The sequence below is a fragment of the Parendozoicomonas sp. 2304DJ65-17 genome, assembly GCF_058148445.1.
Genome location: NZ_JBYVJV010000007.1, coordinates 48,195 through 74,835, shown reverse-complemented (window position 1 = coordinate 74,835; position 26,641 = coordinate 48,195). Strand labels below are relative to the sequence as shown.

The following is a 26,641-nucleotide window of genomic DNA, read 5'->3' as shown; positions in this document are numbered from 1 at the left end:
CCCATTTTTGAAGTAACCAAGAGCGTTTTATGGCCAGTGCTTTTGCCCGCCGTTTTCAGCTTGTCGTCGATCAGCTTGCCCAGGGCAATAGAAAGCAGTTCGCCGAGCTGACTGGTAAGTCCGCGTCCCATATTTATAAAATCTGCCGTGGCGTGAGCCGCCCTTCTATGGCATATCTCGAATCTCTTTATGAAGAGTTTCGGGTTGACATCACCTGGCTTCTTACCGGTGAACAAAACGACGGTTCCCAGCCTGCCGGTTCAGCTCCGGATAAAGACCTGGTTTATGCGCCAATGTTTGATGTGCAGGCCAGTGCGGGAATGGGGGCCGAGGTGCAGGCAGAAGATATCAATGATTACTTTGCTTTCACCAAGTCTTTCCTTTCCAGTCAGCTTGGAGTATCTGGTGACAATCTTGCGTTTGTAAGCATTCGCGGAAACAGCATGTATCCCACACTGCATGATGGTGATCGTGTGTTGGTGGATATTTCTCGTAAGACTGTTCAGGGCGAAGGTCTCTATCTTCTGCATACAGAAGATGGCCTGATGGCAAAGCGGCTGAAGTCTATGCGCAACAATGAGTTGCAGATCACCAGTGATAACCCCGAATACCCAAGCTGGGTGTTTGCGGCACATGAGCGGGACGATAATCCTGTTGTTGGGCGGATAGTGTGGTGCGCTCGTTCGGTTTAGAGCGCACAAGACCTTTCTTACCGCGGGAATCTGTGGGAACGTTGGTGTAATAACAAGAACTGGAATTCCGGCACTCAATGATCACCCTGAAACAGCTCCAGCATATGCAGGCTATTGCACGGTATGGTTCGCTGCACAGTGCTTCTGATGCTTTGCACCTGACCCATTCGGCATTAACCCGCAGTTTGCGAAACCTTGAAGATGGGTTGGGAGTGAAACTGTTTGATCGCACGAAATCCGGAATGGCTCCCACAGAGTTCTGCCAGAGCATTCTCAGCTCCAGCGAAAAGATTTTGCAGGATGTTCAGGAGTTGGAAAGGGAAGCCCACATTTACCAGAATCTTGATGAAGGTGAGCTCTACATTCTGGTGGGGCGGGGTATTAAAACTTATGCGTTGCAGGAACCCTTGGCTGAGTTCTTTTCCCAATATCCCGGTGTAAGAGTTATCGTTGATGAAGTGACACCGGTTGAAGCCATAGAACTGCTTAGTAGTTGTCGTGCAGATTTGCTGATTTCAGGAAGTGGCAGTTATGAAGATGATCCTGAGTTTCTTGTTACTCCGCTAAAACATATTCCTGTTCGGATTGCAGTGCGTAAAGGTCATCCACTGACAACCACTGACAATTTAAGCCCGTCTCACTTGATGGAATATCCGGCAGTTGCTGCCACCTACCTCTCTGCAACTCACCCATTCAACCAATATGTAAGGCAGCTAACCAAAGAAGAGATTGATATTAAACCTCAGGTTATGTGCAGCGATTACCGGACTTTGCTGAGAATAATTTCAAAGAGTGATGCCTGGTTGGCTGCACCAGAACCAGAACTGGAAATGTTACGAGATTCTGGCGATTTTCTTTATCTGGATATTAATGGGTTAAACATTAAGCACGAAGTAAGCATTACTGAACTGGCAGGACGATCTAGAAGTCCCGCAAGTGAACGTTTGATTAAAATAGTTAAAGAGTATTTTTCTTAACTGTTGTCCCTGTTGGTCGATCAAAATGCTTTTGATAATTCAAATTCTCTGTTTGATCTATCAAACTGGCAGTTGATAGTGCGGCTTTATATTTACCGATTCAAACCACAAGTCAGCAATAATCAATACAAATGATTTATATGTTGCTTACTTTTCCCCGTGTATTCACAGCACTTCGTATTACGCAGATGATTTAAATCAAATAAATAATTCCTGTGACAGGTGTAATACAAACAGGACTTCATAAATCCTGCCACTGAAAGCAAAGATCAAAAAGATAGAAAACAAGAGAGTCAGGCACCTTAAAAGGCAACGTCTGTTGTATAGGTCTATCTAAATAACGTCTCATAACGATAGAGCGTAGTTGCCCAGGGGAATGGCTCAGCACTGATAACTTTGAATTGTGCTGTAACGGGAAAGCTATGGATCTTTTTTATAAACTGAACGACCGCCCCCCTCTGGGACAAAACCTTCTGCTTGGTTTTCAACACCTCCTTTCTGCTTTGCCGGGGATAATTGGCGCGCCGCTGGTTATTGCTGCTGTTCTGGGTTTTTCCGTTGAAGAAACAGTGATCCTTGTAAATGCTGCCATGTTGATGTCTGGCATAGGTACCGTTGTTCAGGCTCTTGGTCTTGGCCCGGTGAACCTGGGTGCCAAAATGCCGGTTGTTCAGGGCACCAGCTTTGTTTTTGTCAGTATTGCTATATCTATAGGCTTTCAATATGGCTTTGGTGCCGTCATCGGAGCAACGATAGTTGGTGGCTTATTTGAAATTGCCATGAGCTTTTTCATGCCCCAAATCAGAAAACTGTTTCCGCCTGTGGTAACAGGCACAGTGGTCTGCTTAATCGGTATGACTATTTTCCCTGTAGCAGTGGACTGGTTGGGAGGTGGCTATGGAGCGGAAGACTACGGCAGCCTTGTGAATGTGTGCGTGGGCTTGTTGGTTCTCTGCGTCATCGTTTTCTTTAACCAGTACTTCAAAGGGTTCACTTCTGCTGCCGCAATTCTTTTAGGGCTTTTCGTGGGCTATATGGTTTGGTTTGCCATGGGACGATTGGATCTTTCCGCAGTCTCTCAAGCATCGTTCCTCTCCGTTCCCAACCCTATGTTTTTTGGAATTGAGTTTCATGCTGGAGCCATCGTAGCTATGTGTGTTGGCTACATAGTATCTATGGTGGAATCTATTGGTGACTTTCTGGCTTTGTCCGAAGCCTGTGATGCAGAGCTTGATGATGAAAAATTGGCATCCGGTATCCGTTGGGAAGGTTTGAACAGCGCTTTGGCAGGCGTCTTCAACAGTGTTGCAACATCGTCGTTCAGTCAGAACATTGGTGTTGTTCGGGTAACAGGTGTTGCCAGCCGCTTTGTTGTGGCCACTGCCGGGGGAATTTTGATTTTGGGCGGTTTGCTGCCCAAGTTCGGTGCGCTCATTGCCAGTGTTCCCCAGCCTGTTATGGGCGGTGCAGGACTGATTATGTTCGGTATGATCGTGGCTGGCGGTATCAGCATGATCAAGGAGATTGATTTCAGTCGCCGAAACACAATGGTATTAACGCTGGGTATTGCTGCAGGCCTGACAGTAACTTATCGCCCTGATATTGTTTCTCAGGTTCCTCCAATGCTGCAGACTATCTGTGGCAACGGTATTGCCCTGGGAGCTATCGTGACGGTTATTGCTAACCTTGTGCTGCCAGGTGGTGAAGCCAAAGTCACTTCAATGACTGGTTATAAAGCTCCTCGCCCTGAGGCGGTTACTGAATAAAGATTGATGAGCATGAAAAAGGCCAGCGAAAGATGGCCTTTTTTATTGAGGTTGCTGTTAGAACATATAGCTGTAAAGGAAACCTGCTCCAATCGCCATACCTAGAATGACTGTAAGAAATGCTGCAATCATCTGGTTCTTGAAAATGGATTTCAGCAGAACCACTTCTGTCAGGCTGGCACCGGCACTGCCAATAATCAAAGCCATAACTGCACCAAGTCCCATACCTTTTGCTGCCAGAGCCGCACTTAGAGGAATTACTGCTTCGGCGCGGATGTACAGAGGAATACCGATAACCGCTGCAACAGGAATTGCGAAAGGGTTGCTGTCGCTGGCAACACTGGCTACAAACTCGGTAGGCATGAAACCGTAGATCATAGAGCCAACACCAATACCTGCCATCAGGTAAGGAAGAACCTTCTTAAAATCTTTCCAGGTGCTGTTCCAGATTTTCAGCCACTTGTTTACTGGTGCAGCCTTGCCGGAGCAGCCGGAACCACACTTCTTCTGCACTGGCTCTTCATAAGCTTCTTTCCTTACATACTGTTCGAAGCCGATTTTCTCCAGAGCATAGCCAGCAACAATAGAAACGCCCATGGCTATCACAAAGTAGAAGACAGTGACCTGTAAACCAAAGGTGGCGGCAAACAACCCGATAATAATGGGGTTAAGTAGTGGGCTGGCAAACAGGAACACCATCATGGTTCCAAATCCTGCTTTCGCTCTCAGCAAACCTTTCAGGAACGGAATGGTTGAGCAGGAACAGAACGGAGTGATTGCTCCCAGAAAACCAGCAACAAGATAGCCCTTACCGTTCTTACTACTCAGAATGCTCTGAATTTTCTGCGGAGGAATATATTCCTGCAATACGCCAACAAAGTAGCTGATGGCGAGGAAGAGCACTGTAAGTTCTACGGCGAGAAACACAAACATATCCAGTGTTTCTCTGATCATATCGGGTGTAATAGACATCGCCTGACTCCATATCTATATTTCCAGAATTGTCGAAATATAAAAGATGAACTCTGGCCTGGTCAATATATTTCTATTAATATCGAAATATATTTTTGAGCGGTATCTGTGATGAAGCTGGATGATATAGCGAAAGCCCTGAAAGAACTGGGGCATCCAACCCGGCTGGCTATTTTTAAACGGCTGGTGAAATCGGGGCATCAGGGATTAGCTGTGGGCGTGGTGCAGGAAGAGCTGGGTATTCCCGGTTCTACACTTTCTCACCACCTCTCCAGTCTGGCTTCGGCTGGCCTGATCAGCCAGCGAAGGGAAGGGCGGACACTTTACTGTGTTGCAGATTATGGAAAACTCGAGTCTGTAGTTTGCTTTTTGCAGGACGAATGCTGCGCTGATACTGGCGGTGAGTAGTCAGCATAGGTAACGGCAGTGTTAGTTATAAAGCTCAGACGCTTTGGCAGGATAAAGGGCTTTATCAATGAATTCCGGAGAAACTGTTATGGAAGCTGCCGCCTATGGAATGGGATATCGTTCTGACACCGCCGGGTTTACCACAGAGAAAGTCGCTTCAGATGCCGTAAACTCATCTGTAGAAAAATATTTTGAAGAGGCTTCAGAAGAGCACTCTAAAGCTGGCGATGTTCAGCTAGGAAATAGAGACGCAGATGTTGTTCCTGTTAACGCCAACCTTGTACTGGCACAAATGGGTATCAACAGGAAGGCAGTGAAACTTCTCAATAAAATCAAAGCCTCTTTCAACGAAGATGAGCAGAAAGATGTTCGGGAAGTGATCAGGGATTATATTCTGAAAGATCAATGCCCTTCTCCGAGGTTCTCACTCGAACAGGGGTTGTGTTATGTGACTCTTGACCACCTCGGGGCCAATGCCATTACACCGTTTCTTGACCGGCTTATCGAAGTCGAACTCTTTGAGGTAGACCAGAAGAATGATCAGAGTTCTCCTATTCGCAGAGCCCCTTGTGCGGCGGAATATGCTCAATACCTGTGTGACAATCTCGCCGCAAAACCTCTTTTGGGCGCCAATGCTGAATACACTAACGAGCGACGTGAATACAACCGTGACTAAAAGCCTGAACTTAACCTTGAGTTTGAATGGCAAGCTAGAAGTGTGGCATAAGGCATCTTATGAATATCGAAAATATCTGGTCTGAATATCAGGCCAGTATTAAAGCCTTCCTGCATTCGAAGGTTTCTAACCCTGCAGAAGTCGACGATTTGCTGCAGGACATCCTGATAAAAACTTATGAAAACCTGCATACAGTCAAATCCGGCAGCAGTGTTAAATCCTGGTTGTTTCAGGTTGCTAACAGAACCGTGATCGACTTTTACAGGCGTAGTGGCAAAGGCCAGAACCTGAAAGCAGAAGATCTCTGGTTTGATGAAAGCGACCAAAATACCAAACAAGCGCTGGCACATTGCGTTAAGCCATTTATAGATTCCTTGTCTGCTGATGCAGCGAACCTTTTGACGGCTGTGGATATTGAAGGGGTATCTCAAAAGGCATACGCAGAACAGCACGGCATTAGTTATTCCACACTAAAATCCCGAGTGCAGAAAAGCAGAACTCAACTGCGTAAGCTGTATGAAAACTGCTGCACTTTCTCTTTTGATCAGCAGGGAAACCTGATGGATTACGAGCAGAAATCGAGTAGTTGCAAAAGCTGTAAATAATTTTCGTCTTTTTCTTTAGCTCTCCGTCTTATGGGTAAAGCGAGTGAAATGATTCACTGCTGAAAGATGTGAGAGTTCACCATGATCAAGATTGTCAGTTTCAAAATCTGTCCGTTCGTGCAGCGTGTTACAGCGTTGCTGGAAGCTAAAAATGTTCCTTATGAGCTGGAATATATAAGCCTGAAAGATAAGCCCCAGTGGTTTCTGGATGCCGTGCCAACCGGGCAGGTTCCTGTGCTGATTACAGAGCAAGAACAGACTCTGTTTGAATCTGATGCGATTGCCGAATATCTGGATGAAGTTCACCCACCATTGGAGCCCGAGATTTCACCAGAGCAGCGCGCTCTTGATCGTGCCTGGAGTTATCAGGCCAGCAAACATTATCTCGTACAGTGTTCCACTATGCGCAGTGCTGATAAAGAGACTCTGGCGGAACGTACAACCAAGCTGGGCAAACCCTTTGAAAAGGCAGAAGCTGAGTTGAAAGATGGCCCTTACTTTAAGGGTGAAGCATTAAGTAATGTTGATATCGCCTGGCTGCCCCTGCTTCACCGTACAGCCATTATTAAGGCTTACACCGGCTATGATCTTGTTGCAGATTTTCCAAAGGTTCAGGCATGGCGAGAGGCTTTAATGGCAACAGGGTTGCCAGAAAAATCTGTGGCAGAAGATTTTGAGGAGGCATTCACTGGTTTTTATCTCTCGGATCAGACCTATCTGGGCAGAGGAGATAAGTGTGCCGATACTGCAGATCAACAGTGCCGCAGTGGGAGCTGCTGCTAAGAGCTGACTGTTTCCAGTGTGCTCTGTGTGTAGCCCCTGTTGTGTGTCAGGGGCTTTTCATAAGCCACAATCCGTTTGGTTAAACAGAGAGTAAAGTTTGCCAAACAACTTTGCCTGCCAAAAAAGTTCGATATGATGTCTGCATTAGAAAAGAAGAAAATATCATGCAAACAACAAAAGAACGTATTTTTCATATGGTGCTGTTTGAAGTCGTAGCACTGATTTTACTGGCACTTCTTGCGATGCTTTTCACTGGTGGTGATGCATTATCGATGACTGGCCTGGCTCTTATGCTTTCCCTTATCGCGATGGCCTGGAACTATATTTATAACCTTGTATTTGATCGTATATTCGGCGCTAACCGAATAGAAAGAAAACTGGCTTTGCGCCTTGGGCATGGAGCAGGCTTTGAAGCTGGCATGATCATATTTTCATTCCCCGTGATTATGTGGGTGTTGCAACTCGACTTCTGGACAGTACTCCTCATGGATATCGGCGTAGTCCTGTTTTTCCTTGTTTATGCGGTGGCGTTTAACTGGATTTACGACATTGTTCGCCATAAATTGAGCTCAAGATCTACTGCTTCTTAATCCTTTAGTGATACACCTTCCTCACGCTTCTTAAACAGAAAATCCAGAAATGCCCGAGTAACAGCATTCAGGCGATGACGGGATGAGTAAACAATCCATATATAGGCTTTGTAGGGAGCTTTGTTTGCAAACAGTCGAATCAGGCTACCATCCGCAACCTCTTGCTCTACCGTTTCATCTGCCATAACTGCTATTGCTTCACCACTGCGGGCAATGGAATACATGATGGTAATATCGTTTACTGTGATTTTTGGCGGCACCTTTAGAAACGTATCGTCATCACCAATCGGGATCACATGCTCTATTTCACCCTCGGGGGTACGAAAGCCAACCATTTTATGGCGATTAAGGTCTTCCGGCTTTTCCGGGATACCGTACTTCTCCAGATACTTGGGCGCAGCGTAATAGCCAAGGTTTAACTCTTCAAAGGGACGAGCGATCAGGTTTGAATCTGCCAGCGAGTCTCCTGCACGAAATGCCACATCAATATGTTGCTCATCAATGTTTTCATACTGAGCTGTTATGAGCAGCTCAATCGTTACCTTGGGATGAAGATTCATAAACTGGAAGACCAGCTCCTGAAGTTTATTCATCTTCGGTAAAGGCAGTGTTTGAATGCGAAGATGACCTTCCAAAGTATGGTGAGAGTCCATGATATTCTCGACAGTCTCCTGCAACTTCTCCAGAAGCGGTTTAGTCTCCTGATAAAATTGCTGACCTTTCTCTGTCAGGGATAAAGAACGGCTCTTACGTTGGAAAAAGTTGACTTTGAACTGCTGCTCAAGCCCTTGTATACGACGACTTACGCTCGATTTCGGCAAGTCAAGAATTGTTGCCGTTTTCGTCAGGCTGCCGGTCTCTGCCACTTTATGGAAGAGCTCTATATCTTCAGTCTTCACTATTTTATTGTTCCGATTATTGGAACTCTTCATTCCAGTTTGTGTAGTTTAACGGAACTATAGACTGCAGTATTCTGCCTAAAAAATACACCTTATAAAAACAACAGAGGTGCCCTCGCCAGAGTCGGCTGATTCTGGTATTTGACTCACTCCCCCAGACGCTTTCAGTTTTTATTGAATGGCGTGAGTGCTCTATGAAGGTTTATATGAAGAAAGTTCTAAACGTTGGAATGAAAGTAAGCCTCATAGCTGGCAGCTTGATTGGTATGGCAGGGTTTCTAGCTGGTTGTTCTGAATCGCAGGCTGTGGTCACTGATAATGCTGTTCGCCCAGTAAAACTGGTTCAAGTTGAAGATCATCGCCGAGGAGAGATCCGCAGTTTTCCTGCCCAAGTGTACTCTAATGAAGAATCCCGTATTTCATTTCGTATTTCTGGTGAGCTTGTAGAGCTTCCTGTTTCAACCGCTCAGGATGTAAAGAGAGGGGATTTGCTGGCCAAGGTGGATGACAGGGATCTTAAAAACGAAGTTGATCTCAGACAGGCAGACTATGACCTTGCTGCAATCAACTTTAAGCGCATAAAAGCTTTGCGGGAGAAAAAAGTTATCTCCCAGTCAGAATTGGATACTGCTCAGGCAACCTTAAAAGGTTCATTGGCCTCTTTGCGTTTGGCCAAAGACAGACTGGATTATGCAACTCTTGTAGCACCATTCGATGGTCGTATCGCAAAAACAGAAGTTGAAAACTATCAGTTTATTCAGGCGCAACAAACCATTCTTGTTTTGCAGGATAGCCAGACCCTGGAAGTGAAATTCCAGATGCCGGAAGCCATTGTTAACAGGTTGCAGAATGGGCAATTTAATACCGAGTATCAGCCTGCTGTGGTTTTTAACGGGCTGCCCGATAAGAAATTTCTCGCGATCTATAAAGAGCATGCGACAAGCGTGACTGCTGGAACACAGTCTTATGAAGTTACGCTGTCTATGCCTGCGCCTGAAGGTGTAACTATTTATCCTGGCATGGGCGGCACTGTATCCATGGATCTGACCAGGATGTCTTCCCGGTCAACAGACCTGTCTAACATTGTTATTCCTGTCACTGCGATATTGTCGGACGACAGCACGGGGGCAAAACAGGCTTGGGTTTATGATTCCGAGAAAGGAACAGTGAATCCTGTTGAGGTAACTGTCGGGCGAATTTCCCAATCGGGAATCAACATTCTTACTGGCCTTGAAGGTGGTGAGCAGATAGTTGTGGCTGGGTTATCACAACTGAGTGAAGGCCAGAGAGTTAAGCCTCTTGTTCGTGAAAGGGGGCTCTAAATGCAAAATATTGCGGAGTACTCTATCCATAACAAGGTAATCAGTTGGTTGTTCGTTGTTTTGCTGCTGGTTGGCGGCGGCATTTCATTTACCCAACTGGGGCAGTTGGAATTTCCAGAATTTCCTATTCCCGAAGCCATGGTCAACACCGTGTATCCGGGAGCTTCACCGGAACAGGTGGAAGAAGAAGTTACCGTGCCTATAGAGCGGGCTATTCAGCAGCTGGAATATATAAAGAATATCGATTCTATTTCCAGTGCTGGTGCTTCGCAGGTTTCTGTTGAACTCAAAGATGGTTTTACCGCAATTCAGCCACAAATATGGGATGAGCTGCGCCGCAAAATCAGTGATGTGCAGGGAGAGCTTCCGCCTGGTGTTATAACGTCAGTGGTTAATGATGATTTTAGTGATGTCTTCGGCATCATGTATAACATCAGCGGCCCTGACTTCACTTACCGTGACCTTGAGAATTACGGTGATCTTCTCCGGCGTGAGCTTTCACTGGTGAAGGGCGTTAGCAAGGTCAGCCTGGCAGGTACAGTGAGCGAACAGGTTGTTATTGAACTTTCCCAGGAAAAAATGACAACGCTGAATATCGATCCATCCTGGATTTATGGACTGATCGAAAACCAGAACACAGTTTCTAATGCTGGCAGTATGCTGATTGGTGGGCAGTCGATACGTATCCACCCCACCGGTGAATTCAAGAATATTAAAGAACTTGAGCGCCTTATTGTTGGCCCAGCTGGTGGAACCGATGTTATTTATCTCGGTGATATTGCCAAAGTTTATCGGGACTTTGAAAAAACGCCGATGGTCACTTACACCAGCAATGGTGACCAGGCTATTTCTATTGGTATCTCTTTTGCTAAAGGTGTGAATGTTGTGGAAGTCGGCAAGGCTGTCGATGCTCGTCTTGCAGAGCTTGAAAGCAGTCGGCCAATAGGTATTGATCTGACTACGGTCTATAACCAGCCAGAAGTTGTCAGAGAAGCTGTTTCGGGATTCCTGATTAGTCTGCTTGAGGCGATTGCCATTGTTATTGTTGTTCTGCTTTTCACCATGGGAATCCGTTCGGGAATCCTTATGGGGGTTATCCTCCTGCTGACAATTTCCGGAACATTTATTGGTATGAATATTCTGGGAGTTCAGTTACAGCTGATCTCTCTCGGAGCGTTGATCATTGCTCTGGGCATGCTGGTTGATAATGCCATTGTCGTTACCGAAGGAGTGCTGGTTGGTATTCATCGTGGGCAATCCCGGATGGAGGCTATTACTCAGGTAATTTCTCATAATATCTGGCCGCTGCTTGGAGCCACGGTTATTGCCATCATTGCTTTTGCACCGATTGGTTTATCGAAGGACACGTCCGGTGACTTTATGGTCTCCCTGTTCAAAGTATTGTTGATATCCCTTTCTTTGAGCTGGGTCTTGGCTATAACGCTGACCCCTTTCTTCTGCCATCTGATGTTTGATGACCCTAAAGAGACACTTGTTGGAGAGGCATCTGATCCATACAAAGGGTTACTGTTTGTTGCTTACCGCGCGCTATTAAGTAAAGCGCTGAAACATCGCATCATTTCCCTGTTTCTTACTGTCGCTACTCTGGCTCTCGCCATTTTCGGATTTGGACATGTTAAGCAGGCATTCTTTCCTCCATCCAACACGCCGATTTTCTTTGTTGATCTCCGATTGCAAGAAGGCGCTGATATTCGATCTACCCAGAACGTTATCGCACAGATAGAAAATGATGTGCGCAAGCTTGAAGGTGTGAAAACGATTACAGCTGTAACTGGTATGGGAGCTCAGCGTTTTATCCTCACTTACGCACCGGAAGAAGTATTCAGCAGCTACGGACAATTGATTGTTGAAACAGAATCTCTGGAGCAGATTCGTACTTTGATTCCTGAAATCAGAACTGTTTTGACGCAATACCCAGAGGTTGAACCCCATATCAAGCTTCTGCAGAACGGACCATCACCAGAGTCAAACATTGAAGCACGATTCTATGGGCCAAACCCGGATGTGCTTCGTCAGATAGGTGCAGAAGCTATTGCCATAATAAAAGCGGAGCCTTCGGCGCTTGCTGTGCGGCATTCATGGCGAGAAAAAGTTGATATTGTTCGGCCAATTCTGAATGAGGCCTCCGCCCGTCGCAGCGGTATCTCCAAAACAGCCATTGATGATGCCATGTTGATGAACTTTGATGGCAAGCGGGTTGGTACCTATCGTGATGGCAGTCATTTGTTGCCTATTTTGGCACGGGCTCCTGATGACGACCGTTTGAATGCTGACTCCATTACTGACCTTCAGGTATGGAGCGGTGAAAGAAACTCGTTTGTTCCTGTAACACAGGCGATTGAAGGGTTCGCCACAGAAACTGAAGATCCTCTGATTCTGCGTCGAAACCTTAAGCGGATGCTGGCAGTTCTGGCTGACTATGACCCGCTCAGTGATGATACGCCGGAATCTGTTCGGCAACGTTTAATAGAAAAAATTGAAGCAATCCAGCTCCCGGCCGGATACACACTGGAATGGGGTGGTGAATATGAAATGTCCCGTGATGCCCAGGCCAGTATGTTTACTTCCCTGCCTATGGGTTATCTCGGAATGTTTCTGATAACAGTCTTTCTGTTTGGTTCTATCAGGCAACCGTTGTCTATCTGGGCAACAGTACCATTAGGGATTATCGGGGTGGCTGCTGGTCTTCTGGTGTTCAATCTGCCATTTACATTTACAGCATTACTGGGAGCTTTAAGTCTTTCCGGAATGTTGATCAAAAACGGCATTGTGCTGGTTGAGCAGATCAATATAGAAAGCCAGAGAAACCAATCTATTCAGCAATCCATTGAGGCAGCCTGTATCAGCCGCGTTCGTCCGGTGTGTAATGCAGCTCTGACCACTATGCTAGGTATGATTCCGCTGATTTTTGATGCGTTCTTCAGCTCACTGGCGGTTGCGGTCATCTTCGGACTTGGTTTCGCTACGGTGCTGACACTTATTGTTCTGCCGGTGATTTATGCCCTGCTGCACAGAATCCGATTTGATGGTGTGGAGTTAGCTTCATAATTTCCAAAGCTTCCTTCTGAGCCAGTGCTGCTAAAAGCAGCACTGGTTCCCTTTCTGCTTGTTACCCCGTTGTCACCCACATTGTGAGACTCTTCTACCGATGGGGTATAGAATTCCTGAGCCCCTGCAGTATGTATGAGGATATACAACAGTGAATGCATTGCTGGTTGAAGATGATCTCGATCTGGCCAGAACAGTTATTGATTACCTTGAGCTTGAGAATATTCAGTGCGACTTTGCTGCAAATGGTCAGGCCGGTTTGAAGTTTGCCAGCTCCGGTGAGCACAGCGTCATTATTCTGGATATCAATATGCCTGGCATAAACGGCCTTGATGTATGCCAGAAGCTTCGTAATGACGGCGTAACAACTCCAATCATTATGTTGACAGCCAGAGATACTCTTGAAGATAAGCTGGCAGGGTTCGAGCGTGGTGCGGATGATTATCTGATTAAACCTTTTGCGATGCAGGAACTTGCTGCAAGAGTGCATGCGTTATCCAACAGAAGTGTTAACCGTGCCAAAAAACTGGTTGTTGGTGATCTGGTTATGGATATGGAGCAGAAAACCATAGCTCGTTCCGGGGAGCCAATTTCACTCTCTCCAACCTGTTGGACCATTCTTGAAATACTGATGCGTCAAAGCCCTCTGGTGGTTAGCAGGCGAAAGCTGGAAGAACTGATCTGGCATGATGAAGTGCCAGACAGCAATGCCCTGAAAGTGCACCTCTACAGGTTGAGACAGAAAATTGATAAGCCTTTCTCCAAGCAATTGATTCAAACTCTACCCGGTTATGGCATAGCTGTGAGAGCCAATGAAAGTTAAAAAGCCTTCCAGTCTGAAGTGGGTTCTTGGGCGAAGCCTTATTGGTATAACTCTGACACTCGTTGTTTTTTATACACTTTTAACCATCGCCTACTTTTTTGAAGGCGCTAATACTTCCCATGAGTTTTATCTGGATCTGATCGGCGAAGATTACGCACGGCGGTATTTTTCAGGAGAGAGAAATTATCCACCGCCGAATCTGGTTGGCATGAAGGGTTACCGCAATATTGCCGACATACCCCAGCCCTTGCTGGAACTTTTCCCACCATCAGACTATGAGAATCGTACTGTACAGAGTGTTGAGCTGGGGCTTGATGATGAGAAGTTTCCGGACACACATCCTGCCAGCAGACTGACAGAATTGTGTGGAGGACCTTGTGATTTCATAGTTTTTTACCCCTATCACTTATATGGGGATGACTGGTTGTATCTGGCATCTGCATTCAATGTGAACTCGTATGATTTTATTGAAGCTCCTGTGGAATACCGATTAAACGCAGCGCTTATTATTGGGGCTTCTTTACTACTGCTTATTGTCTTGTTGTCCATTTTCCTAACTAGAAAAGTATTGGTTCCTATCAATAACCTGGCCCGCTGGGCGGACAACCTCACTCTGGATAATATGACAGAACCTCCCCCGGATTTTCGTTACCAGGAACTGTCTCTTATTGCTTCAAAACTGCAGGGTGCGTTCACAAGGATGGATGATGTGCTCAACAATGAGCGACGTTTTCTAAGACATGCCAGCCATGAGCTTCGAACACCCGTTGCAACGATCTCTGGAAATGTAGAGATATTGGAAAAGCTGGCAAAGAACGTAGATCAGCAATCTCCTGCTGTAAGGGTGCTAAGCAGACTTCAGCGTGCCTCACTGACTATGAGGAAAATGATAGATACGCTTTTATGGCTGAGCCGAAAAGAAGAGAAGTTCCCCGAAGTGGCGAACATCAGTCTGGAAGATATGGCTCAAACGGTAATAACAGAAAACAGGTACCTGCTTCAGGATAAGCCTGTTGAGGTTAATGTTGTCAGTGACGTTACAGAGGTGAATATCGCTGTAGTTCCCTGCCAGATTGTACTGTCCAACCTGATCCGGAATGCTTTCCAGTATGCATCTAAAGGTGAAATAAAAATCTTACTCTCTGAAAACGCTTTTGTTGTAGAGAATGAGTGCAGCGGTGAACTCCGGGATACCGAAAATAAGGACTATGGTTATGGGCTCGGCCTCGAGTTGGTGAAGCAACTTTGTGAAAAGCTAGAATGGCATTACTCCTATACAGAAATTCCGGGAGGCCGTATAAGCAAGGTTGTATTTCAATAGCCTGGATGCATTATGAGTTCTATCACCTTTTACCCGGTAACCCCTGATCGTTGCTCAGATCTTGAAACACTGTTCGGGGAAAAAGGTGCCTGCGGTGGCTGCTGGTGTATGTGGTGGCGGTTGAAGAAGAAAGATTACGAAGCACAGAAAGGCGACGGTAATCGTATTGCTCTCAAGAATCTGGTTGAAGAACATAAGGTTCCCGGGCTGCTCGCTTATGAAGGCAACACACCTGTAGGCTGGTGTTCAGTGGCGCCTCGTTCTGAGTTTATAAGGTTGGAAGGCTCCCGCATTTTGAAGCCCGTTGATGAACAGTCCGTGTGGTCGATTACCTGCCTGTTTGTTTCCAAGACTCATCGTAATCAGGGTGTATCTACTCAACTGCTGAAAGCAGCTGTGCAACATGTTAAACAACAGGGCGGGAGGATTGTTGAAGGTTATTCCGTTGAGCCAAAGAACAAACTGCCTGCGGTGTTTGCCTTTCATGGTCTTGCTTCTGCTTATCTGCAGGCTGGTTTTAAAGAAGTCGCCCGCCGTTCTGAAACCCGACCGATTATGCGTTGTTACATCACTTAGCTCTCCTTTGTCGCCTCAGAAGAGTTTTTACTCTTTTAGATCATTGTCCATGACATCACCGCCATTGGGGTGGTTATTGTTCACCCGGTTGTTACCTGTCCTTTTGATAAAGTTTGCGTAAAGTAAACCCAAAGAAGAACAGGCAATGAAAAAGCTATTAGTGGCCCCTCTGTTTTTGGCAAGTTTAAGCATTCAGGCAAATGCATCAGATAGCCTCTTCGGCGATGTAAAAGTGAATTCATTGGGGCTTGGTGTAGCCTCTATGGCATCGGTTTATGACGGTGGTGATCACACAACAGCTGTTCTCCCTCATATCGATGTTGAATGGGGTCCGCTGTTTATTAATGGCCCGATGATTGGCTCTTATTTATATGGTCATGACAATCTGATGATTGCATTTGCTGTAGGTATGGATGAGTTTGGCGATAAAGATCGCGGAGACAGCAAACGTCTTAAGGATATGAAAGATCTGGATGATGTTGTCACCGGAACTCTCATAGTCATGTATCAGGATGACTGGGGAAACATCGACTTCGCGCTGGCCTCAGATATCAGTAACAAGCATAAAGGCCAGACTGCCAACCTTACCTACTCTTACCCATTAAATATTGCCAACAACTGGGAAGTGTCGCCTTTTGTAGGTGCCCAGTGGTTTAGTGGTAAAAGCGCTGATTACTATTACGGCGTGAACAGAAATGAAGTGAAAGCAAACCGTGCATATTACAAAGCGGGCTCAGGGGTGAACTATGGCGTTGGTGTGGACGTGAGTTATCAGATAAATCCTCATCACTCCATTGTTGGAGGCGTCCGCTACGATGCCTTATCGAGTGAGATTAAGGACAGTCCAATTGTTGATCGCTCAAATGTGGCTGCCATTAACTTGGGATATGTGTATCGCTTCTAGGGGCAAAGCACCCTGCAGGCGATGTGTAGTGCCTGCAGGCCGGTTTTGAAGAAGTTGCCCGCCACTCTAAACCCTGGCCACTTATTCAGTCATGTGCTTCATTCCGGTATTTCTTGTCCAGCCTGCCGACAAGTTCGCCAACAAATGGCCTCATGCTTTCAATATTCCACAGGACTGTAAGAAAGGACTTCCAATCACTGCTAGTCGTTTGGCTAAACCCATAATCAGTGTTTATATTTCCAGATCTTGCGTGCCAGATAAGCTCTCTCACGATTTTTTTTAAATCATTTGGATTGTCATGCTTTAAAGTGACGAGCAAGCTCTTTTGGAACCCTGCCTTTTTTGCAAACTCTTCGTAGCACTGCTGTCCGATAAGCTCATGAATTATTAGCTGGTAGTCTTCCCACTCTGTGGGAGTATCACTCATATCCTTGGAGTACCATGGACGGTCTGGGAAGCTCTCAAGGAAATCAGCATGTGGGTTTGGAAAACTATCCAGTGTGGCCACTGTATCATCAACTACGGCTCTTGCGTCTATGCTTTCCAGCTTATTGAGTATCCCTCCCCAGCTTGCCGGTTCCAGCCTGTCAGCTTTTCCATAGGATAAAGCATTTGCGGATTGCTCAAGAGCTGCGCATGCCAAGGAGTGTTCATTCTGACTTGCAGCCTTGAACATGCGCTGTAAAGTTTCCGCATTATCCTTTTCTGCAACCGCAGCAAATTCCATGGTTTTACCACTTTCTGCAAGCCTTTCACACAAGGAACGTTTCCCAGCCAGGCTGCACTCAAGGTTCTTCAGCTCAGGCTTATGATGTAACCAAAGGCGGTTCCCATAGCGTAAATTGAATGAGCCTTCAACATGAGGTGGATCCATAACAAAACCATCAATGGCATGGGAGGGGCGTGTGTCCTTTAAAGACTTAAAGTGTTTATCAGCAAGATCTTCAAGTTGGCAGGCAAAGGTTTTCAGATCACTTTTCTCGAGCAAAGTTAACAGATCAAGCCAGTGAACCCGTTCCTGTGCGATCCACGCCAGAATTATTCGTGTACATACCTGCTCATGAGAATACTCGGGCGGGCACAGTGCCTGAGTTTCTTTCAGTTGCTCTTTGCTTAAACCAACAACACTGGCCAGTTGTTCAACTGTCATTTTCTCAGCAAGTCTGGCAACAATGCTTATACCCTGGGTTTTTGCGATAAGATCTCTTGGGGAAGGACAGCTTTTTAGCCAATCGGCCAGAGAGTCGGGGTAGTGGACAGTACTCCGTCTTTTCGCTTCAGAAGGAGATAACTCTTCAGGGTCTTCCTGGCGTTTTCTTTTTCGAGACCCGGCTACCGCAGATTCACGTTCCTGCTCAAGACCATCCAGATATTTTGCGATAAAAGAAGCTTGTGTTTTATGTTCCGCATAATGGTTCAGTAGACCACCCCTCTTGTTATATTCCTGTAATACTTCTTGACGAATAGGCCCTGTAACATGTCCCCATAAATCTTTGGAAAGCACTTCAAAACCAGGACGGAGGTTAAAGTATTCCAGGGCAGAATTAACAACGGGATAGTGTTCGGCTTCATACTCCGATTTACTAATTAGCCGACCATTCCATGCTTTCAACCCTATTCGAGGAAAGCCGTGATGAGGATAAGTAAGGTATGGTTGTAGCTGTTCCCGAAGGCCAGCCAGATTAGGCAAGCATTGAGAGTTTCCTGATTGCATGTTTAAGCTTCTTTCGAATAAATTAACTTCCACTTTCGAGTATTAAAAGTTATGAATTATCCTTCTCCCCGGGTTTTAGAAAGGTAAACTGACACAATGGAAAGAGGGGCTAACAGGCTTAATTTGCTGTTAGCGATATGAATTTCTGATTTTCGTTATTCTTTGTACTTTATTAGAGGCTATCTCAAAACCTATTTCTGATTAATTGCTACGCTCTTTCATAGCCAATTTTCTGTTTGTAGTCATGAAAGAGTTAACTGATGAACAATGGGAGTACATTGCTCCTCTGTTCCCTCGGAAAGATATAGAGCCTGGCGGTAATGGAAGATCCAGGCATCCCGCTAGAACTGTTTTTGAAGGAATCCTCTGGATCCTGCGTACAGGGGCTCAATGGCAAGATTTACCGGGGAGATATCCCTCTTATCAGGCTTGTCATCGTCGTTTCCAGGAATGGCAAGAAAACGGTTTGATGGAACAGCTTATTGAAACACTGGCTCAAGACCTCGAAGGGCGGGGGAATTTAGACTTCACTGAATGTTTTGTTGATGGCAGTTTTGCTCCTGCAAAAAAAGGGGGCCTAGAGTCGGTAAAACCAAGCGAGGCAAAGGTACCAAAATCATGGGCATTACGGACAGCCATGGTCTTCCAATCGCCCTATCCATTTGCAGTGCTTCTCCGCATGAAATCACACTTATTGAAGAAGCCCTTGAGCAACGTTTCATTTCAACTCTTCCAAGACGATTAATCGGAGATAAAGCCTACGATAGTGATCCACACGACAAGCTTTTGGCTGAGCGAGGCATAGAGCTAATTGCTCCTCATAAGATCAACAGGAAAAGAGTGAAAACCCAAGATGGCCGCAAGTTGAGGCGTTACACAAGACGTTGGAAGGTAGAACGCCTTTTTTCTTGGATTTTCAATTTTCGTAGATGTGTTGTTCGTTATGAAAGAAAAGCTGCTAACTATCTCGCATTCGTACAATTAGCCTGCATGAAAATATTGCTCAGGCAGTTTTGAGATAGCCTCTAATTACTTATTTGGGTATGTTCTGCTCAAGCCCATGTTGCTTAAAGGACTTGAGTATTTGTCCAAGTTCACTGGTGATTTTCGGACGATTGTTTAGGTCGAATTCTACAGGCCTACATACGTCCATTGCCTTGTAACCAATGCGAGCTGTATAAAGCCCAGCCCCAACACCTTGTGCCAGTTTTGAGCTGAGCTTTCCCAGCAATTGGTTAGTAGAAAGTTCTGCCAAATGGTCAGATAGCAACTCACTGACACCTGCAAAGGCAACCTGGTGGAGAACCTCTTTCATCAACTGCCAGCGACCTATGAGAGAAGGTCGTAAGCCATAAATCTGGCTGATCTCGTCCAGCATTTTGGTACTGCGCCAGAGTGCCAGCAGCATATCTACAAGGATCAAAGGGCTTACGGCAACCATCAACGCAGTCTGTTCACTGTGTTTGGCAACGCACCGGGTGGCTGCCCCATCCAGCTCGGTAAGAAAGGATGCAGACAGGTGCTGAATGGCTTCAGCATCATTATTGTAATCCGGCATGCTGTTCAAACATTTCTGCAACAGTGGAGCCTGAGGTTTGCCATCGTAAAGCTGATTCAATGTTTTCAGGTAACTGGATAACTGCCCGAAACTTCTGTCTCTGGAAAGATCATCTGCCTGTTCCCGAAGATCGGCGACCAGCAAAAGATCGTGTTGGTTACGGCGCAGTTGAATGACCACACTGGCAAGAAAAACCAGTCCCACAACACCAAAACCGCCAAACAGCGCAGCCAGGCTCCAGTGCCAGCTCATGAGTGTTTGGAATGTGCTGTAGAACTCTTGCCCACCAATAATTACCAGAACGGCAAGTACCGTATAAAGCAAAGGCTTAAGAAATCGAAGCTTGCGAGGCTTCAGCGAGAAGGTTGTTTGTGCCTCATCAGAAATAGCATTGCTGTCGGAAACTATGGATTCCGGTTGTTCCAGAGTTGTATTTTGGTCCAGAGGTACAAAGTAGGGATCACGTTCACTCATTAGCATTTGTCTCCCAGAAGTTCACGAATCACAACATCAAGGCGAATATGTGGGAGTGATCCGCCTTCTGTTAATTTCAAATTCGCAGGTGGTAAAAGTTTTCTCAGCTGCCAGGGAGCAAACCGTTCCCAGTCATCGTCATCAGGCAGAGTTTGGGGAATCTCCGGGTGAGCCATTAACCCCGGTATAGCTTGTTGATCATCACTGATAAACAGCCCTTGCAGCATGGATCTGTCGTCTTTCTGGCAAACAGTGGTTGCGCGAACGGAAGCAGTGGCTTCGCATTGCACATCTACCTGTTCAAATGTGGCTTTGCGGTAGGCGCTTTGAACAATGTTTGCGGTAAGGGCACGCACGTTTTCATGTTGTTCAGGCAGCACTTGATCAATCTTGCTGGCTACGAACAGAACCTTATCTATACGGGGGCTGAACAGGCGAGACAAGATACTGTTGCGACCAAACTGGAAACTATCCAACACTCGGGTGATTGCCAGCTGCATATCTTCCAGTGAGCTTTTGCCAGCATCCAAAGCCTGAAGTACATCCACCAATACAATCTGCCTGTCTATACCGCTGAAATGCTCTTTGTAGAAAGGCTTTACCTGCTCGTTTACATACTGGTTATAAGCCGTTTCGAGGGCTTTGAAATAGCTGCCTTCATCTGCCTGTTTCAGTGTTTCAGCATCCAGTGTTTTTAACGCAGGAGAGAGCAAGGGAATAAACACCGGCGATGGCTTTGAGGCTGGCAGAACAAAACGGCCGGGTTGAATCAGGCTGAGGTTTTGTTCGCTGGTGGAGCAGATGTGAAGAAACTCCACATAGCGTTTGTGAAGCGAGGTCATGTTATCAGTATCTGCCGTTGCCAAAGGATCAATGGCTGTAAGCTCTTCGAACAGGCTTCCAAGATATTTGCGTCTTGGGTTTTCCCTGAACAGGTTCTGGCAATCCAGGCACCATTGCTGAAAGCTCATGCCTAATAGAGGAAGATCCAGAAGCCATTCACCGGGATAGTCCCGAATTTCAACAAACAGACGGTCGACTTTGCGAGTTGTAAAACCAAGGCTGTTTTTCTTAGGTTTCAGCCTTAGCTCCAACATGCAGGAGGAAAGAGTTCTGGTTGATTCAGGCCACTTCTGGGAACCGGCAGATAAAGCTTTCTGCCCTGTGAAAAATGGGAAATCTTCCCGACCAACGCCAGAAATAGAGTGCACTTCAACGCCCAGCAGCCGCCCTTGCAGAGCAGGAGAAAATGCTGGCAATGTTGCATTGGGAAAGTGACGTAACTGATGAATCAGGCTGGTGATAAATGTGGATTTGCCACTTTTGCTAAACCCAGTCACGCCAAGGCAGATACGCTGATCCAGCAGGCGATCATAACCTTTATCCAGAGTTTCAAGTGTGGATCTGGCCGCTGATTTTAAACTCTTTTTCAGCTTTGACCGGAGCTTGTCTGGCATGGATCGCAACCTGGCAAATTGTTAAAGCCTATTCCTCTCCCCAGACTTCGCCAACAGGTTTTTTGTACGATTTTGTCTCGGTTTCTTTAATTTAAATAAAAAAGTCCTGGTATTGCTTTGGAGTAATAGCCAGCCGTTTTTTAAAGTTACGCTGGAAGTGACTTTGATCGGCAAATCCAAGGTTGCTGGCAACATCTGATAAATTACTACCTTTCTGCAAAAGCACCTTAGCCTTTTTGATACGGTTATCCAGCTGGAAAGCATGGGGAGATTGCCCGTATCTAGCCTTAAAACTTCGAATTAAATGGTAACGACTTAACCCAGCTTGCTCCGCAAGATGCTCCAGGGAAACATTGCTTTCCAGCTGATCCATAATGGCTTCTTTCGCTCGTATTACTCGATGAGTGTCCGGCTTATCAGAGTTAGGAGCATTCCTGTTATGGTCAACAAACAGGTTTTCTAAATAAGTTACCAGAAGGCTTTCTGCTACCAGCGGATTCGGTTCGTTCAATAACCCTTCGAACAGCTGATGAAAGTGCTGGTAACTGTGACTGTCGTTGAGGTACTGGGTTTCAAAAGGGTGGTAATCCTGAGCGCTGGACTTCAATATCTCCTGCTGTAGCTGGCCAATCCAGTGGGTATCAACGAACAGCATCCGGTAAGACCATTCACCAGCGCTGGGATTGCAGGAGTGGGCATCTCCAGGATTTATTGTCACCGTAGAGCCATAACTAATTTGGTTACGTTGCTTCATATTTCGGTATTCTGCCCGACCCGCATCAATAACCCCGAAAGAGAACTCATCATGTGAGTGGGTGTGGTAGCAGGCTGCTGATTGGTTGGCGCAACGCATCTCTACCCACGGCAGGGTTTCGCTGTGCTTGAAGAAAACATTTTTATCAATGATCGCCATATTTGTTATTTGAATAGCAGGCTACTGAATAAAGAACATACTGATGACACTGCCAGCAAGTAGCAAGCCCATCGTTATATTGAATGCTATTTGATGTTTTCGCTGGGAGAGAAGCTTTCGAATCAAATGCCCGGCAACAGCCCATGTGCCAACGCCAGTAAAGCAAGCAATAAATGAGATCAGACAGAATGCTGCAAGATATAAAGACGTAGGACTATTAGCCGCTACGAACAGGCTCACACCAGACATAGATACCAGCCAGGCTTTAGGGTTTAACCACTGAGACAAAGCACCTTCGGTTAAGGTGGGTGGTTGTTTGTTTGCCTGTTCTTTTTCTGATATTGCTCCAGATGTAGCCAGTTTGTAAGACATATAGAGAAGAAATGCTCCGCCAAAATAGCGAAGGCTGCTGGTGATTTGAGGGTAAGTTTGCAGTACCTGATTTAAGCCAATCCCTACAAGAAAAACGATAACAGTATAAGCAACGGTTGCCCCGAATACATGGGGAAGAGCGCGAACAAAGCCAAAGTTAGCCCCTGCGCCTGTAGCAATAACGTTAACCGGGCCTGGAGAAACGGCACCAATAAATGCAAAAAGAAGCATAGAAATAAGAATTGGAATCATTGTTTTATCAGGTATTCGAGTTTGCAGAATATTGAATATAAATGAGGTCGTTTGGTTGGTATTGAACGAAATTGCTCTTTAGTTTTTATTCGCACCATTATGGATTTTCCTACAAAAATAATTTCTAAACTCTGCTGGGTAGTAGTGCGTTATAAATAAAGTGTCGTGCACTGTTTCTGTTTTTAGTTAATAAATAATCGTGTTTTTTAATTGTTAAAAATCCCATAAATCAATCACTTAGTTAATTGTTTATGAGTTTGGCACCCTCCTTGCTAAATCCCTGACGATAGATCACACATGGGGAGAGTGCAGAATGGCCTATATAGAACCTAGCGAATTTGTTACCAAGATGGTGGATGCCGGGGAATCCAAATGCCATATGTCAACCAGAGACACGTTTATTCGTGCCTTTATGGCTGGCGCTATTCTTGGTTTGGCAGCCATCTTTGCAATTACCGTTGCTATTAAAACAGGGTTGCCAGTGTTGGGAGCTATTTTGTTCCCGGTTGGATTCATCATGCTTTATTTGATGAAGTTTGATTTGTTAACCGGTGTATTTACTCTTGTGCCGCTGGCCTGGCTGGATAAAAGACCTGGTATTACTGTTTCTCAAATTCTGCGTAACTGGTGGTGGGTATTCCTTGGAAACTTTGCCGGAGCATTAACCACTGCCTTCTTTATGTCGTTTATTTTGACTTACGGTTACAGCATTGATGGCGGCGCGATTGCAGCAAAAGTTTCCGCGATTGGTGAATCTCGAACCTTAGGCTATCAGGAGCATGGTGTATCTGGTTGGCTCACAATCTTCATTCGCGGAATGCTGTGCAACTGGATGGTGTCTATGGGTGTTGTTGGCGCGATGATTTCTACCTCTGCTGGTAGCAAGATGATGGCCATGTGGATGCCAATCATGCTGTTCTTCTTCATGGGCTTTGAGCACTCCATCGTAAACATGTTCCTGTTCCCATTCTCCATGATCATGGGCGGTGAGTTCACTGTTATGGATTACCTGCTGTGGAACGAACTTCCAACGGCACTGGGTAACCTTGTTGGTGGCTTCCTGCTGGTTGGCCTGCCTCTGTACCTGACTCACGTGAGAACCAGCCCAGAGCGTAAGTTGGCTTAATTGGTCGGGAGAGCATGACAATGAATAAGGTTGAAATGACTGAAGCCATTCTGGTGGCGAAATCGGAAAAGAAGCTAAGTTGGGAAACCATGGCGCAAGACCTTGATTGCTCTCCGGTTTGGTTAACTTCAGCCTGTTTGGGTATGAACAGCGTAACGACAGAGAAAGCTCTGGCAATTGCCGAGTATCTGTCCCTTGACCAGGATGTCGCAGAAGCGTTGATGGCATACCCAACCAAGGTCTGGGATCAAACAGTTCCTACAGATCCATTGATCTATCGCCTCTACGAAATTGTTGGTGTTTATGGAGAAACATTGAAAGAGGTGATTCAGGAAAAGTTTGGTGACGGAATTATGAGCGCTATCGATTTTTCCATGGATGTGGAGAAGCAGGAAGATCCTAAAGGCGACAGAGTTGTATTAACCATGAATGGTAAGTTCCTCCCTTATAAATCATGGTAATCATAACTTAAGAGTCAATGGGACAGACCTTCACTCGCTCTTTTGCAGAAAGTGAGTGAAGGCCTTTTTATAATGATAAAAAGACTCACAATCACAGCTGGCTCCAGTACGAGTGCAGGTAGAAAACAAACAAATCAGGATTGCCATGGTTTTCTGAGCCCTGATAACTTGCTGTGCGCAACCAAAGGCATTGTGGCTGCTGTGGCCGATGGCATCAGTACCAGCAATGTCAGCCATATTGCCAGCCAAACCGCGATCAGTAGTTTTGTCAGCGACTATTACTGCACGCCGGAAGCTTGGTCCGTTAAAACATCAGCTCACAAGGTTTTAAAGGCTACCAACTCCTGGCTTTACGCTCAGTCTCAAAACAGCCCCCACAGATTTAACAAAGATAAGGGTTATATCTGCACGTTTAGTGGCATGATTTTTAAATCGAATACTGCACATATTTTTCACAGTGGCGATTCGCGCATTTATCGTTTGCAGGGTAATGATTATGAACAGCTGACACAGGATCACAGACGACAGGTTTCTTCCGAAGCCAGTTATCTCACCCGGGCTTTGGGTATACATCAGCAACTTGAGCTGGATTACTCGTCGCTGCCATTAGCGGAGCAGGATGTCTTTTTATTGGCGACAGATGGTATCTATGAGTGCTGCGGCGAAAGTTATCTCAAGCAAATACTGTCTCAGTGTTTGGAAGGTAGCGTGGATTTGGATCAACTCTGTCAGTCGGTGTTAAACCATGCGTTAGAGTCCGGCAGTACAGATAATCTGACGTTGCAGATTCTAAGAATCGACGCTCTGCCTGAGCAAAAGATTGAAGAAGTTCAGCAACAGGTTACCTCATTGCCGCTACCGCCAGAGCTTGCTCCCAGAATGGAGTTTGATGGCTACACCCTATTGCGTGAGCTGTATATCAGCAGCCGAAGTCATGTTTATCTCGCAAAAGACAGCGCTAACCAACAGCAAGTCGTTCTCAAAATACCCAGTACAGAGTTAAGAGGTAATCAGCACTATCTGGAAAGCTTGTTGCTGGAAGAATGGATTGCCCGGCGAATCGATAATCCCCATGTTTTAAAAGCTTATAGCGCACCAAGAAAGAAGCATTACCTGTATTTGGCAACAGAGTTTATTGAAGGCCAGAGCCTGGCTCAGTGGATGATTGATAACCCCAAACCAAGCCTTGCTCAGGTGAGAGATATTATTTCTCAAATAGGCAAAGGCCTGCAGGCGTTTCACCGTCAGGAAATGGTTCATCAGGATTTAAGGCCAAACAACATCATGATTGATGCATCTGGTGTTGTGAAAATTATAGACTTCGGTGCAACGCGGGTGGCAGGTATCAGTGATATCGGGCAAGCCGAAGGTGTTTATGAAATTCCCGGTACAGCACAGTTCAGTGCTCCTGAATATTTCACTGGAGATCCTGTTGATTCACGGGCAGATATCTTTTCGCTGGCGGTTATCTGCTACCAAATGCTGACAGGGCGACTGCCCTATGGGCTTAGTGTCTCTAATGCCCGAACCAAAAGAGAACAGGCAAAGCTGGCTTACCAGCCAATTCATCCTGATAATGCCAAAAAAGGCACAAACCCTGTGCCAGACTGGGTTGAGCAAGCAATTCAAAAGGCGCTGAAAGTTGAACCCCGCAAACGCTATGGTGAAGTCTCAGAGTTTATCTACGACTTGCACCACCCTAATCCAGAATTTCAGCGTTTGAATAAACCACCACTTATTGAGCGTGATCCAGTGAAATTCTGGCAGTGCATGTCACTGGTTCTTTTGGCTCTGTTGATGTTCGAAATGATGTCTTAGTAATGTCTACTTGTTAATCATATCAATATATCTGGCCATCCCTGGCTGCACACACCGGAAATGAAATCTGTTTGATTCACTAGAAATTTTTAACAAATAAACAAATCACAAAC

At 45.8% G+C, this 26,641-nt stretch carries 25 protein-coding genes; 18 read left to right on the top strand and 7 right to left on the bottom strand.

Going from position 1 to position 26,641, the window contains the following annotated elements; all coding sequences use genetic code 11:
* Positions 1–29: 29 nt before the first annotated feature.
* From ACY2RR_RS17155 to ACY2RR_RS17145, 3 genes are all read left to right on the top strand, one after another.
* Positions 30–692 (top strand): XRE family transcriptional regulator, encoded by a 663-nt coding sequence (locus ACY2RR_RS17155; protein ID WP_490109397.1) that lies wholly within the window; start codon positions 30–32, stop codon positions 690–692.
* 77 nt (positions 693–769) lie between these two features.
* Positions 770–1,669, top strand: coding sequence for a LysR family transcriptional regulator (locus ACY2RR_RS17150; RefSeq protein WP_490109396.1), 900 nt, complete (start codon positions 770–772; stop codon positions 1,667–1,669).
* A 422-nt stretch (positions 1,670–2,091) separates the two neighbouring features.
* The gene (locus ACY2RR_RS17145; protein ID WP_490109395.1) at positions 2,092–3,435 is read left to right on the top strand and encodes a uracil-xanthine permease family protein; all 1,344 of its coding nucleotides are present in this window, start codon (positions 2,092–2,094) and stop codon (positions 3,433–3,435) included.
* A 57-nt stretch (positions 3,436–3,492) separates the two neighbouring features.
* Here ACY2RR_RS17145 and ACY2RR_RS17140 read toward each other — a convergent pair whose 3' ends face one another.
* A complete protein-coding gene (locus ACY2RR_RS17140; RefSeq protein ID WP_490109394.1) occupies positions 3,493–4,407 on the bottom strand; it encodes a permease in 915 nt (304 codons plus the stop codon).
* Positions 4,408–4,518: 111 nt separating this feature from the next.
* Here ACY2RR_RS17140 and ACY2RR_RS17135 point away from each other — a divergent pair, with 111 nt between their 5' ends.
* The 5 genes from ACY2RR_RS17135 to ACY2RR_RS17115 all read left to right on the top strand — a co-directional run bounded on the left by ACY2RR_RS17135 (position 4,519) and on the right by ACY2RR_RS17115 (position 7,469).
* On the top strand, positions 4,519–4,815 hold the full coding sequence (locus tag ACY2RR_RS17135; RefSeq protein WP_490109562.1) for an ArsR/SmtB family transcription factor: 297 nt from the start codon (positions 4,519–4,521) through the stop codon (positions 4,813–4,815).
* A 67-nt stretch (positions 4,816–4,882) separates the two neighbouring features.
* Entirely contained in the window at positions 4,883–5,491 is a 609-nt protein-coding gene (locus tag ACY2RR_RS17130; RefSeq protein ID WP_490109393.1) for a hypothetical protein, read from the top strand.
* 59 nt (positions 5,492–5,550) lie between these two features.
* Complete coding sequence (gene sigZ / locus ACY2RR_RS17125) at positions 5,551–6,096, top strand: RNA polymerase sigma factor SigZ (protein ID WP_490109392.1); 546 nt, start codon at positions 5,551–5,553, stop codon at positions 6,094–6,096.
* Between the two features lie 81 nt (positions 6,097–6,177).
* Entirely contained in the window at positions 6,178–6,879 is a 702-nt protein-coding gene (locus tag ACY2RR_RS17120) for a glutathione S-transferase family protein (protein ID WP_490109391.1), read from the top strand.
* A 164-nt stretch (positions 6,880–7,043) separates the two neighbouring features.
* The gene (locus ACY2RR_RS17115; RefSeq protein WP_490109390.1) at positions 7,044–7,469 is read left to right on the top strand and encodes a PACE efflux transporter; all 426 of its coding nucleotides are present in this window, start codon (positions 7,044–7,046) and stop codon (positions 7,467–7,469) included.
* Here the strand turns inward: ACY2RR_RS17115 and ACY2RR_RS17110 are convergent.
* A complete protein-coding gene (locus tag ACY2RR_RS17110) occupies positions 7,466–8,368 on the bottom strand; it encodes a LysR family transcriptional regulator (protein ID WP_490109389.1) in 903 nt (300 codons plus the stop codon). The two genes, ACY2RR_RS17115 and ACY2RR_RS17110, sit on opposite strands and share 4 nt — an antisense overlap.
* Before the next feature lie 206 nt (positions 8,369–8,574).
* Here ACY2RR_RS17110 and ACY2RR_RS17105 point away from each other — a divergent pair, with 206 nt between their 5' ends.
* The 6 genes from ACY2RR_RS17105 (at position 8,575) to ACY2RR_RS17080 (ending at position 16,383) form a co-directional block, all read left to right on the top strand.
* Positions 8,575–9,690 carry an efflux RND transporter periplasmic adaptor subunit gene (locus tag ACY2RR_RS17105; protein ID WP_490109388.1) on the top strand — a complete coding sequence of 372 codons (1,116 nt, stop codon included), beginning with the start codon at positions 8,575–8,577 and terminating at the stop codon, positions 9,688–9,690.
* The gene (locus ACY2RR_RS17100; protein WP_490109387.1) at positions 9,691–12,759 is read left to right on the top strand and encodes an efflux RND transporter permease subunit; all 3,069 of its coding nucleotides are present in this window, start codon (positions 9,691–9,693) and stop codon (positions 12,757–12,759) included.
* Positions 12,760–12,910: 151 nt separating this feature from the next.
* Entirely contained in the window at positions 12,911–13,582 is a 672-nt protein-coding gene (locus ACY2RR_RS17095; RefSeq protein ID WP_490109386.1) for a response regulator transcription factor, read from the top strand.
* On the top strand, positions 13,572–14,903 hold the full coding sequence (locus ACY2RR_RS17090; RefSeq protein ID WP_490109385.1) for a sensor histidine kinase: 1,332 nt from the start codon (positions 13,572–13,574) through the stop codon (positions 14,901–14,903). Before ACY2RR_RS17095 ends, ACY2RR_RS17090 begins: the two co-directional genes overlap by 11 nt.
* A 12-nt stretch (positions 14,904–14,915) precedes the next feature.
* Positions 14,916–15,479, top strand: coding sequence for a GNAT family N-acetyltransferase (locus tag ACY2RR_RS17085; RefSeq protein WP_490109384.1), 564 nt, complete (start codon positions 14,916–14,918; stop codon positions 15,477–15,479).
* A gap of 145 nt (positions 15,480–15,624) precedes the next feature.
* Positions 15,625–16,383, top strand: a complete 759-nt coding sequence (locus ACY2RR_RS17080; RefSeq protein ID WP_490109383.1) for a MipA/OmpV family protein — start codon at positions 15,625–15,627, stop codon at positions 16,381–16,383.
* Between the two features lie 85 nt (positions 16,384–16,468).
* Here ACY2RR_RS17080 and ACY2RR_RS17075 read toward each other — a convergent pair whose 3' ends face one another.
* Complete coding sequence (locus tag ACY2RR_RS17075) at positions 16,469–18,097, bottom strand: hypothetical protein (protein ID WP_490109382.1); 1,629 nt, start codon at positions 18,095–18,097, stop codon at positions 16,469–16,471.
* A 244-nt stretch (positions 18,098–18,341) separates the two neighbouring features.
* Here ACY2RR_RS17075 and ACY2RR_RS17070 point away from each other — a divergent pair.
* Positions 18,342–19,114, top strand: a protein-coding gene (locus ACY2RR_RS17070; protein ID WP_490109381.1) for an IS5 family transposase whose coding sequence is annotated in 2 segments (ribosomal slippage) — positions 18,342–18,675 and positions 18,675–19,114 — 774 coding nt in all. Because the reading frame shifts where the segments join, the coding sequence is not laid out codon by codon here.
* 16 nt (positions 19,115–19,130) lie between these two features.
* Here the strand turns inward: ACY2RR_RS17070 and ACY2RR_RS17065 are convergent.
* From ACY2RR_RS17065 to ACY2RR_RS17050, 4 genes are all read right to left on the bottom strand, one after another.
* The gene (locus tag ACY2RR_RS17065) at positions 19,131–20,129 is read right to left on the bottom strand and encodes a TIGR01620 family protein (RefSeq protein WP_490109380.1); all 999 of its coding nucleotides are present in this window, start codon (positions 20,127–20,129) and stop codon (positions 19,131–19,133) included.
* On the bottom strand, positions 20,129–21,586 hold the full coding sequence (locus ACY2RR_RS17060; protein ID WP_490109379.1) for a YcjX family protein: 1,458 nt from the start codon (positions 21,584–21,586) through the stop codon (positions 20,129–20,131). Before ACY2RR_RS17060 ends, ACY2RR_RS17065 begins: the two co-directional genes overlap by 1 nt.
* Before the next feature lie 91 nt (positions 21,587–21,677).
* Positions 21,678–22,499 (bottom strand): AraC family transcriptional regulator, encoded by an 822-nt coding sequence (locus ACY2RR_RS17055; protein WP_490109378.1) that lies wholly within the window; start codon positions 22,497–22,499, stop codon positions 21,678–21,680.
* 21 nt (positions 22,500–22,520) lie between these two features.
* The gene (locus ACY2RR_RS17050; RefSeq protein WP_490109377.1) at positions 22,521–23,123 is read right to left on the bottom strand and encodes a LysE family translocator; all 603 of its coding nucleotides are present in this window, start codon (positions 23,121–23,123) and stop codon (positions 22,521–22,523) included.
* Positions 23,124–23,436: 313 nt separating this feature from the next.
* Here ACY2RR_RS17050 and ACY2RR_RS17045 point away from each other — a divergent pair, with 313 nt between their 5' ends.
* From ACY2RR_RS17045 to ACY2RR_RS17035, 3 genes are all read left to right on the top strand, one after another.
* Complete coding sequence (locus tag ACY2RR_RS17045) at positions 23,437–24,249, top strand: formate/nitrite transporter family protein (RefSeq protein ID WP_490109376.1); 813 nt, start codon at positions 23,437–23,439, stop codon at positions 24,247–24,249.
* A gap of 20 nt (positions 24,250–24,269) precedes the next feature.
* Positions 24,270–24,710 (top strand): cyanase, encoded by a 441-nt coding sequence (cynS, locus tag ACY2RR_RS17040; RefSeq protein ID WP_490109375.1) that lies wholly within the window; start codon positions 24,270–24,272, stop codon positions 24,708–24,710.
* Between the two features lie 72 nt (positions 24,711–24,782).
* A complete protein-coding gene (locus ACY2RR_RS17035; RefSeq protein WP_490109374.1) occupies positions 24,783–26,528 on the top strand; it encodes a bifunctional protein-serine/threonine kinase/phosphatase in 1,746 nt (581 codons plus the stop codon).
* Positions 26,529–26,641: the final 113 nt, after the last annotated feature.

What these genes read in the sequence shown, in the direction of transcription:
- ACY2RR_RS17155 (WP_490109397.1), top strand. Translation starts at nt 30, where the DNA reads ATGGCCAGTGCTTTTGCCCGCCGTTTTCAGCTTGTCGTCGATCAGCTT.
- ACY2RR_RS17150 (WP_490109396.1), top strand. Translation starts at nt 770, where the DNA reads ATGATCACCCTGAAACAGCTCCAGCATATGCAGGCTATTGCACGGTAT.
- ACY2RR_RS17145 (WP_490109395.1), top strand. Translation starts at nt 2,092, where the DNA reads ATGGATCTTTTTTATAAACTGAACGACCGCCCCCCTCTGGGACAAAAC.
- ACY2RR_RS17140 (WP_490109394.1), bottom strand. Translation starts at nt 4,407, where the DNA reads ATGTCTATTACACCCGATATGATCAGAGAAACACTGGATATGTTTGTG.
- ACY2RR_RS17135 (WP_490109562.1), top strand. Translation starts at nt 4,519, where the DNA reads ATGAAGCTGGATGATATAGCGAAAGCCCTGAAAGAACTGGGGCATCCA.
- ACY2RR_RS17130 (WP_490109393.1), top strand. Translation starts at nt 4,883, where the DNA reads ATGAATTCCGGAGAAACTGTTATGGAAGCTGCCGCCTATGGAATGGGA.
- sigZ (WP_490109392.1), top strand. Translation starts at nt 5,551, where the DNA reads ATGAATATCGAAAATATCTGGTCTGAATATCAGGCCAGTATTAAAGCC.
- ACY2RR_RS17120 (WP_490109391.1), top strand. Translation starts at nt 6,178, where the DNA reads ATGATCAAGATTGTCAGTTTCAAAATCTGTCCGTTCGTGCAGCGTGTT.
- ACY2RR_RS17115 (WP_490109390.1), top strand. Translation starts at nt 7,044, where the DNA reads ATGCAAACAACAAAAGAACGTATTTTTCATATGGTGCTGTTTGAAGTC.
- ACY2RR_RS17105 (WP_490109388.1), top strand. Translation starts at nt 8,575, where the DNA reads ATGAAGAAAGTTCTAAACGTTGGAATGAAAGTAAGCCTCATAGCTGGC.
- ACY2RR_RS17100 (WP_490109387.1), top strand. Translation starts at nt 9,691, where the DNA reads ATGCAAAATATTGCGGAGTACTCTATCCATAACAAGGTAATCAGTTGG.
- ACY2RR_RS17090 (WP_490109385.1), top strand. Translation starts at nt 13,572, where the DNA reads ATGAAAGTTAAAAAGCCTTCCAGTCTGAAGTGGGTTCTTGGGCGAAGC.
- ACY2RR_RS17085 (WP_490109384.1), top strand. Translation starts at nt 14,916, where the DNA reads ATGAGTTCTATCACCTTTTACCCGGTAACCCCTGATCGTTGCTCAGAT.
- ACY2RR_RS17080 (WP_490109383.1), top strand. Translation starts at nt 15,625, where the DNA reads ATGAAAAAGCTATTAGTGGCCCCTCTGTTTTTGGCAAGTTTAAGCATT.
- ACY2RR_RS17075 (WP_490109382.1), bottom strand. Translation starts at nt 18,097, where the DNA reads ATGCAATCAGGAAACTCTCAATGCTTGCCTAATCTGGCTGGCCTTCGG.
- ACY2RR_RS17065 (WP_490109380.1), bottom strand. Translation starts at nt 20,129, where the DNA reads ATGAGTGAACGTGATCCCTACTTTGTACCTCTGGACCAAAATACAACT.
- ACY2RR_RS17060 (WP_490109379.1), bottom strand. Translation starts at nt 21,586, where the DNA reads ATGCCAGACAAGCTCCGGTCAAAGCTGAAAAAGAGTTTAAAATCAGCG.
- ACY2RR_RS17055 (WP_490109378.1), bottom strand. Translation starts at nt 22,499, where the DNA reads ATGGCGATCATTGATAAAAATGTTTTCTTCAAGCACAGCGAAACCCTG.
- ACY2RR_RS17050 (WP_490109377.1), bottom strand. Translation starts at nt 23,123, where the DNA reads ATGATTCCAATTCTTATTTCTATGCTTCTTTTTGCATTTATTGGTGCC.
- ACY2RR_RS17045 (WP_490109376.1), top strand. Translation starts at nt 23,437, where the DNA reads ATGGCCTATATAGAACCTAGCGAATTTGTTACCAAGATGGTGGATGCC.
- cynS (WP_490109375.1), top strand. Translation starts at nt 24,270, where the DNA reads ATGAATAAGGTTGAAATGACTGAAGCCATTCTGGTGGCGAAATCGGAA.
- ACY2RR_RS17035 (WP_490109374.1), top strand. Translation starts at nt 24,783, where the DNA reads ATGATAAAAAGACTCACAATCACAGCTGGCTCCAGTACGAGTGCAGGT.